This window comes from Streptomyces sp. NPDC054794 (assembly GCF_053611585.1).
Genome location: NZ_JBSHAQ010000057.1, coordinates 16,431 through 31,365, shown reverse-complemented (window position 1 = coordinate 31,365; position 14,935 = coordinate 16,431). Strand labels below are relative to the sequence as shown.

Genomic DNA, 14,935 nt, shown 5'->3' with positions numbered 1-14,935 from the left:
CCGCGCGGGGCGAACTCCGTCACCCGCGCGGGGCGGGGTCGACGAGCAGGGCTGCCATGGCGGTGTCCGGGTCGTCGTGCGCCCGGAGGGCATCGAGTTCGTCCCGCCATGGTGTCGCCCAGTCCGTGCCCCTGCCGCCGGCCCTGACGAGCGCCAGTGCCAGTAGCCCGGACACGGGCGTCGCGTGGGCGCGCAGGCTCCGCGCGGCGGCGAGCAGCGCCGCACGCTCGCGTGCCCGACGGAGATCCAGGGGCGCGTAGGCGGTCGTCCCTGGCATGCGCCCCGGCCCCGCCTCGCACAGGCGCGCCAGTCGCTCCCACCGGTGCTCTTCGTGCCGGCCGCGGCGTACGGCGTCCAACGCGGCCTCCCAGGTGAGTTGGGCGGCATCGGCCTTCAGCCCGACGGCAGCCAGCGTGTCGGCCAGCGCGTCCAGGAGGTGCAGCGCCCTTCCGACGGCGGCACCGGGCTGCACGACGCCGGAGCATGCGTGGAGCCGCCGCAGGGCGGCGACGCGGACCCGGGGATCCTCCGAGCGGGCACGCTCCGCCAGTGCCTCGAAGGCGGCCCGGGCGGCGTTCTCGGCGCCGGGTCCCGACGGGAACCAGGCCAGTTGACCGGCCGCCGCCTCCCACACGCGACGGGACCTGTCCGGGTCCACCAGCGCCTCGGCGATCACCTCGGTCGCGTCGGTGGCTTCGGGAGTCAGCCAGATCGGCAGGGCCCGGACGGCGGCGACAGCGGCGTCCTCGCCGCCCTCCCGCACGAGCCGCACGAGGAACGCCGTGTACGGCTCGCCCTTCGTGTCGGGCACCACCCGCACGCGCGCGTGCACGACCGCGTCCCGTACGGCGGGTTCGTCCGCCGCCGCGAACAGCCGGTCCGCGATGCCCGGGCGGTCGATCGCGGGAAGGAGCGCACGGGCCAGGACGGCGCGAACGTCGGGGTGCTGCCCCGGAGCGTCCCAGGCCGCGACGAGCGCCTCGAAGGCGTTGTCGGCGTCGGCGTCGTGCAGGGCGCCGAGCGCGCGGGCGGCTTCCTTGCGGGCACCCACGGACAGGTCGGTGGCCGCCGCCACGGGCGCCAGCAGGGCGACGGCGTCGCGGTCGGGCACCCGCTCCAGGAGCCGTCGCAGCGCGGCCAGCGCGGCCCGTCCGCGCACGCCGCCGGTCGCGGCATGCCGCAACAGGAAGTCACGCACCTCCGCCTGGCCCGTGGTCCCTGGCCGGTCGGTGACCTCACCGAGCGCGACGAGCGCCGCCGCGGCCACCGGCTGCGGGGCCCCGTCGGCGAGTGCAGTCAGCCGTGCCGGATCCCGCAGCAGCGCCGCCGCGTCCGCGCGGGCCCGCAGCGAGGCCGTCTCGTCCATGGCCACGCGCGTGTGGTGCGCGGACCAGGCGTCCCGCTGCCGGGGCAGCCAGCGCCCGGTGCGACCGAGGTGCACCTTGGGTGCCCAGGGGACGGCACGGGGCCGTACCCGCCCGGTGAACCCCTCCCGCACGGCACTGCGCACCAGGTCCAGGAGGTCCGTGCGGCGGGCCGCGACGGTCGCCAGGACGAGGGGGACGGTCGCGAACGTGGCGTCCAGGGCCAGCAGTTCCGCACAGCGCCCCTCCCGCACGTGTGGCGGCCGGACCCAGGCGGCCGCGGCCCGGGCGGCGAGGTCCGGGTCGTCGCCCGTCAGCGCGACCTCGCGGATCCGTGCGTCCAGGTCGGGCAGGTCGGCGAGGTGGGGGGCGAGGAGTTCGGCGAGCGCCGTGGTCACGTCCGGCCGGTTCCGCGCCGTCTCGGACATGGCCTCCCAGATGGCGGCCGCCGCTGTCCCGTCCACGCTCAGGGCGGTCACCGGGCGCGCAGGCCGTGCCGTCAGGACGACTTCGCCGAGCAGTCCGGCGGCGAACGCGGCGCGGTCCGGGCGGCCGGCCCGGGCGGCGTGTTCGACCACGCGGCGCAGCAGCCGTTCGACGGCGGCCAGAGAGGCGCGCGTACTGTCGCGGGACTGGAGCGTGGTGAGCGCGGCGTCGCGCAGCACCCGGTCGGGCAGGGCGACGAGCAGCCGCGGTGCCGCGCCGGCGAGTTGCCGGAGCGCTCCGAGGCGGACCTCGTCCTGGTCGTGCCAGGCCCGTTCACAGTCGACCGCGATCCGGGCGAACTCGTCCGGTCTGCCTTCCAGTTCCGCGCACGCCAGCAAAGCGGGCCAGGCCACGGCTCTGTGGTGGGAGCGGTGGTTCGCCACGAGTTCCCGCAGCACGGGCTCGCCGTCGGCCAGGGGCAGGGCCGCGGCCAGCCGGGCCCTGGTCCAGGGGCTCCCCCTGTGCTTCGCCAGCCACGGGACGACGAGGTCCACACGGTCGGACGGGGCGAGTGCGGCGAGCGTGGTGAGCGGCGCGCTCCGCAGCCGCCGACCGCCCACGACACGGCTCTCGACGACGCGCCGTCGCTCCGTGGGCGGCAAGAGGCCCAGCAGACCGTCGGGGTACACCTCGCGGCGTTCCGGCCCGCGGTCGCGGCTCCCGGCGGCCGGGCAGCGCTCGGCGAGGAACGCCAGGTCCTGGACGGGCAGTTCGAGCAGTGCCGTGCGCACGGACGGCGGCAGCGGCCCGGCGGGAACGGAGTGTTCCGCCCGCCACCCGTCGTCGGCGGCCCGCACCGTCCGCAGGACGGCCAGCGCCTCGCCGGGGCGGCGCAGCGCCGAGAGGACCCCGGCCGGGGTGAGGAGCGACGGGGCCCGTTCCAGGAGGACGAGCGCCGCTGCGGGGTCGCGCCGCGCGGCGACCGATGCGACCGCGCGATGACGGCGGACGAAGCGCCCCCCCTCCTGCTGTGAACTTCCCTCGTGACGTGCCGCCAGGTACTCGGCCACGGCGTGAGGTGCGGTACGGGCCAGGGCGTTGAGCGTCCCCGGCGGCGGATCGACGCGAGGCAGCCAGGCCTGTGCCGTCTCGGCGGGGCAGGCGGGCAGCAGCGCGCCCGCGTCGCGCGCGCCGTGCCGTTCGTACACCTGGGGCAGCAGCCGGGCGGCGAGCGCATGGCGGCGGCTGAGCCGGAGGAGCCGGAAGGTCTCGTGGCGGGTGGCCCTGATGTCGCTCAGGGCCAGGCGTTCCAGGGCCTGTTCGGGAACGGGCAGTCGGAGGGCGGCCGAGCGGGCACGGCGTCCCAGCAGGGGGTCGGCCAGCGCCGCGGCAACCCGGTCCAGGTCACGGCGCACGACGGCCAGGAACAGGGCGGTGTGCCGCTCGTCGGGTTCACCGGCGTCGAGGGCATGGTGGAGCGTCTGGTACGCGTGCGGGGTGAGGGTGCGGGCGTAACGTGCCAGGGCGCCCATGCGTGCCGGGAACGGCAGGGGATCGAAGTGGGCCCTCAGCCAGGCGGGCGTCAACGGCGCCGGCGGGCTCTGGGGCTGTCGGGACGGCGTCTGCGACGCCTCGTGTCGGGCCATCAGCGCTCACCGTGGAGTCGCTGGGCCTCCTTTCCATACGTCATGCCGGTCATGGTGGTGCTCCGGAGTTCTTCGGCGCAAACGATTTGTGCCGCACGGGGAAGTCTGGGCGGGGACGTCGTCGCGCTGGAGCGGGCAAGAGATGCCGGACGCCACGCCGCCCCGGGCCGTACCGTCGGCAGGCCCGTGGGCGGCGATGTGGTCGGCTTCTGCGCGCTCGGCGCGGACACATCGGGGGGTAACGCCTCAGCGGCCGAGTTCCTTGCGCGTGACGCGACGCAGCCTGCGCCGCTGCGAGGGGTCCAGCGTGAGGTACGCCGCCGCCGGAACCCCTACCACGATCAGGAACGACACCCACCAGGGCAGCCATATCAGCAGGATGAGTCCGACCGCCACACCTCCTGCGGCGATCTTCGCGTTCTTCGACATGTGCGTCGCCTCCTTCGCGGCCACTGCCGCTCTCTGATCTGAAAACGGGCCCGCGCTTCCCGCGGTTCCGGACCGCAACCCTGAGACGTCCCTGAGGCGCGACCCCTACTCGCCCCCGAGGCCGACGCCCGCAGTACACATTCGAACACTCGGTGAAGTGGCTCAGGTCACAGCCTAGCCATTCGAGGCCGTCCGTCCACGTGCTGTACCGTCGGCGGCTCCGGATCCAGTAGTCAAATTTGAGGAGTGCGGCAGAGCTGTGCAGAGGATCTCCACGGCACCACCCTTCGAGTTGTCCGAACTGGCCCACTGCTGCGCTGTGTTCCTACCGGCCGACCCCGCTCGCGCCGGGCGCGTCGCCTTCTGGCGACCCGACGGTACGACCCCGCCTGCCGTCGCGTCGGCAGCCCTCGACGAGCTGACCGTCCTGCTGCCGGGCGAGGACGGTGTCGAGCGGATGCGCGTGCCCGCGGTCCTGCTGCCGGTGCGCACGGCCCTGCCGTTCCTCACACGCGCGCGTGCCGTCCCGCACCCGCATCGGGCCACCTCGTTCTGGGGCACGGCGGCCGTGCTGGCTCTGCACTTCCTGGCCCGTGGCCTGCTGCTGCCCGGCCTGTCCCAGGGTGATCACGACGCATGGCGGGTGGGGCCGCTGTCCGCCCGGGACGCCGAACTCGTCCGCGAACTCGCCGCCGCCATGCCGCCCGAGGCCCACGCGGTCCCGATGACCGACGCCGCCGCGGTGGCTGACACCGAAGCGGTGGCCGATGCCGACGGGCCGCTTCGGATGCCGGAGCCGGAGCGACTGCTGCGCGCCTTCCTCGACGCCGTCGCCGACGCGCTCCCCCGCTCCCCCGCCGCACCCCTGGTGACGGGCGGACCGGCCTACGCGACGCCGGAGCCGCAGCACATGCCCGGGCAGCGGGCGTGGGCCGACGACGTCGCCGCGGGCCACGACGCGGGCGTACGGCTGTCGCTGCGCGTCGAGGTGCCCGGTCTCGAAGACGCGGTGGACGGCGTGGACGGCGATGTCCCCCTCCGTTTCCGGGCCGTGCTCCAGGTGCACCACACGAGCGGGCTCGCCGTCGTCGCGGACGCGGCCGAGGTCTGGGCCGGATCCGGTCCCTCGGGCTCCGCCTTCGGCCCCCGCGCGCGGATGGACGTGCTGCTGGCGCTGCGCCGTGCGGCACGCGCCTGGCCGCCACTGACGCCCCTGCTCTCGGCGGAGGTGCCGCGGTCCGTCGAACTCGTCGACGAAGAGGTGGCCGAACTGCTCGGGACGGGCGCCCGGGCCCTCGCCGCGGCGGGCATGGACGTGCACTGGCCGAAGGAGTTGTCGCGCGGGCTGTCCACCCACGCGGTCGTCGGACCACCACAGGAAGGCCCGGGACGGGACAGCCATCCCGCGCCCACCCCGTCGTTCCTGTCGGCCGCTGCCCTGCTCGGTTTCACCTGGCGGTTCACGCTGGGCGGGGAGGACCTCTCGCGTGCGGAGCTGGACCGCCTCACGGAGGCCAGGCGTCCCCTGGTGAGGCTGCGCGACCGCTGGGTCCTGCTCGACCCCCAGGAGGCGCGCGATGCCCGCGCGCGGCAGGACCGCCGACTCACTCCGGTCGAAGCGCTGGGCGCCGCGCTGACGGGCTCCGCGGAGGTCGACGGCCACCGCGTCGACGTCAAGGCCTCGGGCTGGCTGGCGGATCTGCGGGAGCGGCTCACGGACCCGCAGGCGCAGGAGGCGGTGGAACCGCCCGCCACGCTCGACGCCACGCTGCGCGACTACCAGCGGCGGGGCCTCGACTGGCTGGCCCGGATGACCTCCCTCGGCCTGGGCTGCTGCCTGGCGGACGACATGGGCCTCGGCAAGACCGTGACACTGATCGCGCTGCATCTGCACCGGCAGACGGACCCCACAGCCGCCGGTCCCACGCTCGTCGTCTGTCCGGCCACCCTCCTCGGCAACTGGCAGCGTGAGATCGAGAAGTTCGCGCCCGGCACGCCGGTGCGTCGCTACCACGGCGCCGGACGCGGCCTGGACTCACTGGCGGACGGGGAGTTCGTCCTGACGACGTACGGCACGATGCGCCTGGACGCCCCGCGGCTCGGCCAGGTGCCCTGGGGCATGGCCGTCGCGGACGAGGCCCAGCACGTGAAGAACCCGTACTCGGCGACGGCCCGGGCGCTGCGGTCGATCGAGGCACGCGCGCGTGTGGCGCTCACCGGCACGCCCGTGGAGAACAACCTCTCGGAGCTGTGGGCGATCCTCGATTGGACAACCCCCGGACTGCTGGGCCGCCTGGGCACCTTCCGCGCCCGGTACGCGCAGGCGGTAGAGGGCGGCCGGGATCCGGACGCGGCGCGGCGGTTGGCCCGCCTCGTGAGGCCGTTCCTGCTGCGCCGGCGCAAGTCGGACCCGGGCATCGCGCCCGAACTGCCGCCGAAGACCGAGACCGATCGCCCGGTGTCGCTGACCCAGGAACAGGCCAGCCTGTACGAGGCGTTGGTGCGCGAGACGCTGGAGGCGATCTCCGCCGCCGACGGCATGGCACGACGGGGCCTGATCGTGAAGCTGCTGACCGGCCTGAAGCAGATCTGCAACCATCCGGCGCAGTTCCTCAAGGAGGGCGACCCGAGGATCACCGGACGCTCGGGCAAACTGGAGCTGCTGGACGAGCTGCTCGACACGATCCTCTCCGAAGGGGCGGGCGTGCTGGTCTTCACGCAGTACGTGCGCATGGCCCGCCTCCTGGAACGGCATCTGACGGCCCGCGGGGTGCCCTCGCAGCTGCTGCACGGTGGCACTCCCGTCGCCGAGCGGGAGGAGCTCGTGCGGCGGTTCCAGGACGCTGAAGTGCCCGTCTTCCTACTCTCGTTGAAGGCAGCGGGCACGGGCCTGAACCTCACCAGGGCCGAGCATGTGGTGCACTACGACCGCTGGTGGAACCCCGCCGTGGAGGCACAGGCCACGGACCGCGCGTACCGCATCGGCCAGACCCGGCCCGTACAGGTGCACCGGCTGATCGCCGAGGGCACCGTCGAGGACCGCATCGCAGAACTGCTGGGCCGCAAGCAGGAGCTGGCCGACGCGGTACTCGGCTCCGGCAAGGCGGCGCTCACGGAACTGACGGACGCTGACCTGGCCGATCTGGTGGAGCTGCGCGGGGAGGTCCGATGAACCGGCACGAGGACGACAGGGAGCGCACGTTCGCCGCGCTGCCGCCCGCGCGCGGGCGGGGTTTCGCGCAGACGTGCTGGGGCCGCGCCTGGCTGCGGGCGCTGGAGGACACGGCGCTGGACGGCACACAGGTGAAGGCGGGACGCAGGCTCGCGCGGGCGGGCGCCGTGGGCGCGGTCTCGGTGCGCCCGGGCCGGATCACGGCTGTCGTGCGGGAGAAGGGGCGTACGGCGCACCGGGCGGACGTCCTGCTGCCCGAGCTGCCGCAGGAGCAGTGGTCCCGGTTCCTGGACGTGGCCGTCGAGCGCGCCGGACACCTCGCGGCGCTGCTCGACCATGAGATGCCCCCGCATCTGGTCGAGGACGCGGCGGCGGCCGGCATCGAACTCCTGCCGGGGCTCGGTGACCTGGAGCCGGAGTGCGACTGCGGGGCCTGGGACCACTGTGGGCACACCGCGGCGCTCTGCCACCAGGTGGCGCGCCTGCTGGACGAGGACCCGTTCGTCCTTCTGCTGCTCCGGGGCCGCGGCGAACGCGCCTTCCTCGACGCGCTCCACGCGCGCGGCACCACGCCCCTTCGGGCGCCCGATCAGGCTGCCCATCCGGCGACCGTCGAGCCGGAAGGCGTGGACGCCGCGGAGGCCTGGGCGGCCGCGGACATCCTGCCTTCGCCGCCCGCCCTGCCGGGTCTCCCCGACACGCCCGGCACACCACCCGGTCTGGACGCCGAGACCCCACCGGCGCCCGGAGTCGACCCGGCGGCCCTGGAGTACCTCGCCACGCAGACCGCCGCGGAAGCCCACCGGCTGCTCGCGGACGCGCTCAGCGCCGGTCCGGAGCCGGGGCCGGCCAAGCCGCAGTTGACGGCCGCTCAGGACGCCGTACGGCTGGCCACCGGCGGTCCTGAGAGGGCCGTCCGCGACCGGCTCGCCACGGGGTCGGGACGCGGCCGCGAGGGGCTGGCGACGGCCGTACGCGCCTGGCAGCACGGTGGCGCGGACGCGCTGGCCGCGCTCGACGAGGAGTGGCAGGTGACCGGCGAAGCGCTCGCACGCGCGCGTGCCGCCCTCGCAGCCGCCTGGGACGAGGACGAACGACCGACGCTGCGGGCGACGGGCAACAGGTGGACGCTCCCGGGAGCGGGGATCCAACTGCGCCTGGGGCGCGACGGCCGCTGGTGGCCGTACATCGAGGAATCCGGCCGCTGGTTGCCCGCGGGAGGTCCCGCACGGGATCCGGCGACGGCGTTGGCGGCGGCCGGGCTCACGCTGGACGGCGAGTCACCGGTGCGCAATTGACGCTGCGTCATCCCCGGACCTGGCGACTCGACGTCTCGTCACCCGGCGCCAACGGCTCGTCACGGTAGCCCCTCCACGACCGACGAGTGGAAGACGCCCCGCGTTCACCCGTCGGCCGTACACCGTTCCTCCGAGGGCCCAAATCTGGCCGCTGCCAACGCACTTGTACTCAAGGAGGCCCGAATGTCCCCGCACCCCACCGGTCGGAGCCGAGTCCACCGTTCCTTCGCGACGGGGCTGCCGCTGGCCCTGGCGGTCGCTCTCGTGGCGGCCGGTGCGGCCTCGGCGGCGCCGGCCGACGAAGCCGCGCACGTCACCCGCACGGCCACGCTCGGGGACATACCGCTGGGCACGTTCAGCAACGCCCTTCTGCCGGGCAGCGTCGACAACGACCGTGGCGTGGACCTGGGCGGTATCGGCAGCGACATCTACCCGGCCGGCCGCAAGGGCGAGTTCTGGACGATCACCGACCGGGGCCCCAACGGCCAGATCAAGGTGGACGGCAAGAAGCGCCGCACGTTCCCGGTGCCGGGCTTCGACCCGGCGATCGTGAAGATCCGGGTGTCCGGGGACCGTGTGGAGGTGATCGACGCGATTCCGCTGACCACCTCGTCCGGCAAGGGCGTCACCGGGCTGTCCAACCAGCAGGGCCGCGACGAGGCGCCGTACAGCTACGACGCGAAGACGCCGCTGTCGTACAACCCGAACGGCCTGGACACCGAGGGCATCGTGCGGGCCGCGGACGGGACCTTCTGGCTCGTGGACGAGTACGGCCCGTCGCTGATCCACGTCTCCGCGCGCGGGAAGGTCCTCACCCGTTACGTGCCCAAGGGGTTGAACCTCACCGGAGCCGACTACCCGGTGGTGGAGGCGCTGCCGTCGGTCCTGCTGCACCGGAAGATCAACCGTGGGTTCGAGGGGCTGGCCCAGCTGCCGGACGGTGACCTGGTGATGGCCGTGCAGAGCCCGCTCTCCCTGCCGAACGGGGACGCCGGGGACACGTCGCTCACGACCCGACTGCTGCGGTTCTCACCGAGGAAGCAGGCGGTCACCGCCGAGTACGCCTACCGGTTCGACCCGGTGAACGTCGTCGACCCGAGCGAGGGCGACACCTCCGAGCTCAAGATCTCGTCCGTGGTGGCCGTCGGAGCCAACCGGCTGCTGGTCGAGGAGCGCACCGACAAGGCGGCCCGGCTGCAGCTGGTGAAGCTGGGACACGGGTCGGACATCCTCGGCGGCTCCTGGGACGACGACACGACGTCCCCGTCCCTGGAGCAGCTGCCCGACCCGGCTTCCGCGGGCGTCCCGGTGCTCGCCAAGCGTCTCGTCGTGGACCTGGGCAAGGTGAGCGGTGTGCCGGGGAAGATCGAGGGCGTCGCGCGCGTGGACCACGACACGCTCGCCCTGATCAACGACAACGACTTCGGGATGACGGACGGCACGGGCGCCTTCGATGCCCAGGGCCGGCTGGTCGACAGCGGCATCGAGACAACCGTGACGTACGTGCGGCTGCCCGACTGCATCTAGGCGGCGCGGTCAGGGCAGTTCGCCCCCCAGGGAGGGGATGAGCGATTCGAGGTCGCTCGGCGCCTCGGTGGGCAGCAGGGACTCCCATCCGCTCGGCAGCCCCGACGGCAGCCTGCTGGGCAGCTTCGACGGCAGCTCGGTGGGAAGGCCGAGGGACGGCCGCGGAGAGCCGCTCGCGCTCGTGCTGCCTTGCGCGGGCGGCTTCTCGTCCGGTGAGTCGTGGTTCCCGGAGGACAGCAGCACCACCGTGAGGACGGCTCCCGCGACCGCGAGCACGGCCAGCACGGCAAACAGCGGGCCCCGGGGCCTTCTCGGCTCGTGAGGCTGCGTCGCCGTCCAGTCGACCGAGGTGGGCGGGCCGTAGTTTCCGGATCCTCCGTACGGCGGTCCGAAGCCGCCGCCCGGGGGCGGGGCGTCGGCCGGAGGTCCGGGCGGGCGAGGCGGTACGGGCGGCGTGGCCATACCTCCAGCCTCGCCCCCTGGCGGGCAGGTGGCGACCTCCGCACCGAAGTTGATACCGACTCATGCTCCGGATCGCATGATTCCGGAGCGTTCCGCGCGAGGGTCGGTCAACCGATCACCGAAGACCGGTCAATCGATCACCGTGCCTTGCGGTCAGCCCCGCGCACCCAGCAGGTGATCCATGGCCAGCTGGTCGAGCCGCTCGAAGGCCATCCCGCGCGCGGCGGTCGCCTCCGCGTCGAAGTCCTCGAAGGCCGTACGGTCGGCGAGCAGCGCCTGGAGTCCGTCGGCGGCGGTCGGCCGGGCGAGCTGGTCCAGCCGCGAGGCGCGCAGCGCCTCCTGGACCTCCGGGTCGGCACGGAAGGCGGCGGCGCGCTCCTTCAGGATGAGGTAGTTGCGCATGCAGCCCGCCGCCGACGCCCACACACCGTCCAGGTCCTCGGTCCGCGGCGGCTTGAAGTCGAAGTGACGCGGGCCGTCGTAACCGGCGCTCTCCAGGAGGTCGACGAGCCAGAAGGCGGCGCGCAGGTCCCCGGCGCCGAAGCGGAGGTCCTGGTCGTACTTGATGCCGGACTGGCCGTTGAGGTCGATGTGGAAGAGCTTGCCCGCCCACAGGGCCTGGGCGATGCCGTGCGGGAAGTTGAGCCCGGCCATCTGCTCGTGGCCGACCTCGGGGTTCACGCCGTACAGCTCGGGCCGCTCCAGACGCTCGATGAACGCCAGCGCGTGGCCGACGGTGGGCAGCAGGATGTCGCCGCGCGGCTCGTTCGGCTTGGGCTCGATGGCGAAGCGCAGGTCGTAGCCCTGGGTGGTGACGTACTCGCCGAGGAGGTCGAAGGCCTCCTTCATGCGGTCGAGAGCGACGCGCACGTCCTTGGCGGCGCCGGACTCGGCGCCCTCACGGCCACCCCAGGCGACGTACGTCTTCGCACCCAGCTCGGCCGCCAGGTCGATGTTGCGGATCGTCTTGCGCAGGGCGTAGCGGCGCACGTCGCGGTCGTTGGCGGTGAACGCGCCGTCCTTGAAGACCGGATGGGTGAAGAGGTTGGTGGTGGCCATCGGCACGCTCATGCCGGTCGCGTCCAGGGCCTGACGGAAGCGCTTGACGTGGGACTCGCGCTCGGTGTCCGAGGAGCCGAAGGGGATCAGGTCGTCGTCGTGGAAGGTCACACCGTAGGCGCCGAGTTCCGCCAGGCGCCGCACCGTCTCGACCGGGTCGAGGGCGCGGCGGGTGGCGTCGCCGAACGGGTCCCTCCCCTGCCAGCCGACGGTCCACAGACCGAAGGTGAACCTGTCCTCGGGGGTGGGCTGGTAACTCATGCGGCGGCTCCTCGCTTGCTCCGGTCGCGTGCCCCGACTATTTCGTCATGGCGATTTACAAATTAGTATGCGCTCGCGTCCCTGGGAAGGGACAAGATGTCCTCGTAGGGGTGACGTCCGGGTGGCCACTGCCTGGCCACACCGGAAAACACCAGGTCAGATCGCGTCTGATCGCGCGAGCCGCGGAAAAGGGAGTGCCCGATGTCAGCAGCCGAGGGTCCGCTCGTCGTCGGCGTGGACTCGTCCACCCAGTCCACCAAGGCGCTGATCGTCGACGCGTCCACGGGAGAGGTCGCGGCGAGCGGCCAGGCGCCGCACACGGTCTCCTCCGGGGCCGGCCGGGAGAGCGATCCGCGCCAGTGGTGGGACGCCCTGTGCGAGGCGCTGAGCCAGTGCGGTGACGCGGCGCACGAGGCGGCCGCCGTGTCGATCGGCGGCCAGCAGCACGGACTGGTCACCCTGGACGCGCAGGGCGAGCCGGTACGCCCCGCGCTGCTGTGGAACGACGTGCGCTCGGCACCCCAGGCCCGCCGTCTGGTCGAGGAGCTGGGCGGCCCGAAGGCCTGGGCGGAGCGCACCGGCAGCGTGCCCGGCGCCTCCTTCACGGTCACGAAGTGGGCCTGGCTCGCCGAGCACGAGCCGGATGCGGTCCGCGCCACCGCGGCCGTACGGCTGCCCCACGACTACCTCACCGAGCGCCTGACCGGCCAGGGCACGACCGACCGGGGCGACGCGTCGGGCACGGGCTGGTGGGCGTCCGCGACGGAGTCGTACGACGAGGAGGTGCTCCGGCACGTGGGCCTCGACCCGGCGCTGCTGCCCCGGGTCGCCCGGCCGGGTGAGGTGGTCGGGACCGTGCGCGACAGCCACGACCTGCCGTTCTCCAAGGGCACCCTGGTCGCACCGGGCACCGGCGACAACGCCGCGGCCGCGCTGGGCCTCGGGCTGCGCCCGGGCACCCCGGTGCTCAGCCTCGGCACGTCGGGCACCGTGTACGCCGTCTCCAGGCGCCGCCCCGCCGACCCGACCGGCACGGTCGCGGGCTTCGCCGACGCGCACGGCGACTGGCTGCCGCTGGCCTGCACCCTCAACTGCACCCAGGCGGTCGACCGCGTCGCGGCCCTGCTGGGCCTGGACCGCGAGGCCGTCGAGCCCGGCGGCTCCGTCACCCTCCTGCCGTACCTGGACGGCGAGCGCACCCCGAACCTGCCGCACGCCTCCGGGCTACTGCACGGGCTGCGCCACGACACCTCTCCCGGACAGCTGCTGCAGGCCGCGTACGACGGCGCCGTCCACTCACTGCTCGGCGCCCTGGACCTGGTGCTCGACGAGGACGCGGACCGGAGCACCCCGCTGCTGTTGATCGGCGGCGGGGCGCGCGGCACCGCCTGGCAGCAGACCGTGCGACGACTGTCGGGGCGGCCGGTACAGGTGCCCGAGGCCAAGGAGCTGGTCGCGCTCGGCGCCGCGGCACAGGCGGCCGGGCTGCTGACCGGCGAGGACCCGGCCGCGGTCGCCCGCCGCTGGAACACGGCCGCCGGGCCGGTGCTGGACGCGGTCGAGCGCGACGAGGCCGCGCTGGCCCGGATCTCCGGGGTACTCTCCGACGCGGCCCCACTGCTGGAGCGGGGGACGGACACCCGATGACCGACTCCCCGCGCCGAAGGCCCCTACGTGACGCCGACCGAGGACTGACGGAGGCATGACCGCACCGCACGAGTCCCGCCCGGCCGGTTCCGGCCGCGCCCTGCCCGACACCCAGCAGGGCATGCGCCGCCGCAACCTCGCCCGGGTGATGCACACCGTCAGCGCCGAGGGTCCGCTCTCGCGTGCCGCGGTCGCTTCCCACATCGGCCTGACGCGTGCCGCGGTGTCGACCCTCGTGGACGAACTGATCCGCTCGGGACTGCTGGAGGAGCTCGGCCCCGAGCGGCCCGGCCGGGTGGGCCGGCCCGGATCGGCGCTGGCCGTCAGCGGACACGGTCCGGCCGGGCTCGGGGCGGAGGTCGGGGTCGACCATCTCGCGGTGTGCGCGGTCGACCTGCGCGGCGAGATACGCGCGCGTGCCGTGCGGCACGGCGCGAACCGGGGCCGCGCCCCGGAGCCGGTGGTCGAGGAACTCATCTCCTTGGTCCGCCGGGTGGTGGCCGAGGCGGAGCGGGAGGGTCTGTGGCCGGCCGGACTCGCGGTCGCCGTGCCCGGCCTGGTGGCACGTGACGGCCGTACGGTCGTACACGCCCCCAACCTCGACTGGCACGACACGGACCTCGGTGCCCTGCTGTCCACGGGCCTCCCGCTGACCGTGGACAACGAGGCCAACTTCGGCGCCCTGGCCGAACTCTGGCTCGGCGACGGTACGCCCCGCGACTTCCTGCACGTGTCGGCCGAGATCGGCATCGGCGCCGCCGTCGTCGTCGACGGGCACCTGTTGCGGGGCACGCGGGGCTTCGCCGGCGAGCTGGGCCACGTGCCCGTCCACCCGGACGGTCCCGAGTGTCCGTGCGGCGGACGCGGGTGTCTGGAGCAGTACGCCGGCGAGGAAGCGGTCCTGCGGGCGGCCGGACTGGCGCCGGGTGAGGATCTGGTCGGTCTGCTCGCGCGGCGGGCCGTCGAGGGCGACGAGGCCGTACGGCGGGCGCTGCGCGACGCCGGTGCGGCACTCGGCATAGCCCTGACCGGGGCGGTCAACCTGCTGGACCCGGAGTCGGTCGTGCTGGGCGGCGCACTGGCCGGTCTCGCGCCCTGGCTCCTGCCTTCTCTGGAGAGCGAGTTGGAAAACCGGACGGCCGGACCCGCCTGTCCGGTGTCGGTGTCGCGGCTTGGTCCCCAGGGCCCGCTGCTGGGTGCGGCGCACTCGGTGGTGCGGGGGGTCCTCGACGATCCGGCGGTCGTGGCCGGACCGGCCTGATGACGGACCGACGGGGCGGGTGCCCCTTCAACCGAGGAACGTCATCGCCGTCGTGACGAAGCGTCCGGGATCGTCGAGCCAGGGGAAGTGGCCGGCGCGCGGCTGTACGACGTACCGGGCGTCGGGAAACAGACCGGCGAACTCGGCCATCGCGGGTGGTGGGGAGTTGAGGTCGTACTCTCCGGCGAGCAGCAGCACGGGCTGCCCGAACGCGGCGAGCGCCGAACGGGTGAGGTCGGAATCGAAAGCGCCATCGGCGCCGAAGACGGCCGCGGCCTCGTCGTTGCGCTGCCCGTCCTCCGCCGCCCGGTGGTCGCGCGCCCTACCGAACCAAACCCCCGATATCAAAGGGCGGAAAGCGCGCCCCCAGGAGGCGGGGCCGC

Annotated in this window: 10 protein-coding genes; 5 read left to right on the top strand and 5 right to left on the bottom strand. The window is 74.1% G+C overall.

The window, feature by feature from the left end; translation table 11 throughout:
- Window positions 1-19: 19 nt before the first annotated feature.
- Together ACWGKT_RS39670 and ACWGKT_RS39665 are read right to left on the bottom strand one after the other, a co-directional pair.
- Window positions 20-3,436: a hypothetical protein gene (locus ACWGKT_RS39670; protein WP_453277496.1), complete on the bottom strand. Its 3,417-nt coding sequence runs from the start codon at window positions 3,434-3,436 to the stop codon at window positions 20-22.
- Between the two features lie 246 nt (window positions 3,437-3,682).
- Window positions 3,683-3,865 carry a hypothetical protein gene (locus tag ACWGKT_RS39665; RefSeq protein WP_054228918.1) on the bottom strand — a complete coding sequence of 61 codons (183 nt, stop codon included), beginning with the start codon at window positions 3,863-3,865 and terminating at the stop codon, window positions 3,683-3,685.
- Between the two features lie 259 nt (window positions 3,866-4,124).
- On the opposite strand from ACWGKT_RS39665, the gene ACWGKT_RS39660 reads away from it, so the two are divergent.
- From ACWGKT_RS39660 to ACWGKT_RS39650, 3 genes are all read left to right on the top strand, one after another.
- Window positions 4,125-7,037: an SNF2-related protein gene (locus ACWGKT_RS39660; RefSeq protein WP_453277495.1), complete on the top strand. Its 2,913-nt coding sequence runs from the start codon at window positions 4,125-4,127 to the stop codon at window positions 7,035-7,037.
- Window positions 7,034-8,335 (top strand): SWF or SNF family helicase, encoded by a 1,302-nt coding sequence (locus tag ACWGKT_RS39655; RefSeq protein ID WP_453277494.1) that lies wholly within the window; start codon window positions 7,034-7,036, stop codon window positions 8,333-8,335. The genes ACWGKT_RS39660 and ACWGKT_RS39655 overlap by 4 nt, the downstream gene beginning before the upstream one ends.
- A gap of 183 nt (window positions 8,336-8,518) precedes the next feature.
- Complete coding sequence (locus ACWGKT_RS39650; protein ID WP_453277493.1) at window positions 8,519-9,862, top strand: esterase-like activity of phytase family protein; 1,344 nt, start codon at window positions 8,519-8,521, stop codon at window positions 9,860-9,862.
- 9 nt (window positions 9,863-9,871) lie between these two features.
- On the opposite strand, the gene ACWGKT_RS39645 is transcribed toward ACWGKT_RS39650, so the two are convergent.
- Both ACWGKT_RS39645 and xylA read right to left on the bottom strand, forming a co-directional pair.
- Window positions 9,872-10,147, bottom strand: a complete 276-nt coding sequence (locus ACWGKT_RS39645) for a hypothetical protein (protein WP_453277492.1) — start codon at window positions 10,145-10,147, stop codon at window positions 9,872-9,874.
- Between the two features lie 330 nt (window positions 10,148-10,477).
- Window positions 10,478-11,644 (bottom strand): xylose isomerase, encoded by a 1,167-nt coding sequence (xylA, locus tag ACWGKT_RS39640; protein WP_453277491.1) that lies wholly within the window; start codon window positions 11,642-11,644, stop codon window positions 10,478-10,480.
- A gap of 201 nt (window positions 11,645-11,845) precedes the next feature.
- Between xylA and xylB the strand changes: the two genes are divergently transcribed.
- Together xylB and ACWGKT_RS39630 are read left to right on the top strand one after the other, a co-directional pair.
- Window positions 11,846-13,291: a xylulokinase gene (xylB, locus tag ACWGKT_RS39635; protein ID WP_453277490.1), complete on the top strand. Its 1,446-nt coding sequence runs from the start codon at window positions 11,846-11,848 to the stop codon at window positions 13,289-13,291.
- Window positions 13,292-13,346: 55 nt separating this feature from the next.
- A complete protein-coding gene (locus ACWGKT_RS39630) occupies window positions 13,347-14,552 on the top strand; it encodes an ROK family transcriptional regulator (protein ID WP_356152482.1) in 1,206 nt (401 codons plus the stop codon).
- Window positions 14,553-14,579: 27 nt separating this feature from the next.
- Here the strand turns inward: ACWGKT_RS39630 and ACWGKT_RS39625 are convergent.
- On the bottom strand, window positions 14,580-14,935 hold a 356-nt coding region (locus ACWGKT_RS39625), incomplete at its 5' end, for an alpha/beta fold hydrolase (RefSeq protein ID WP_453277489.1).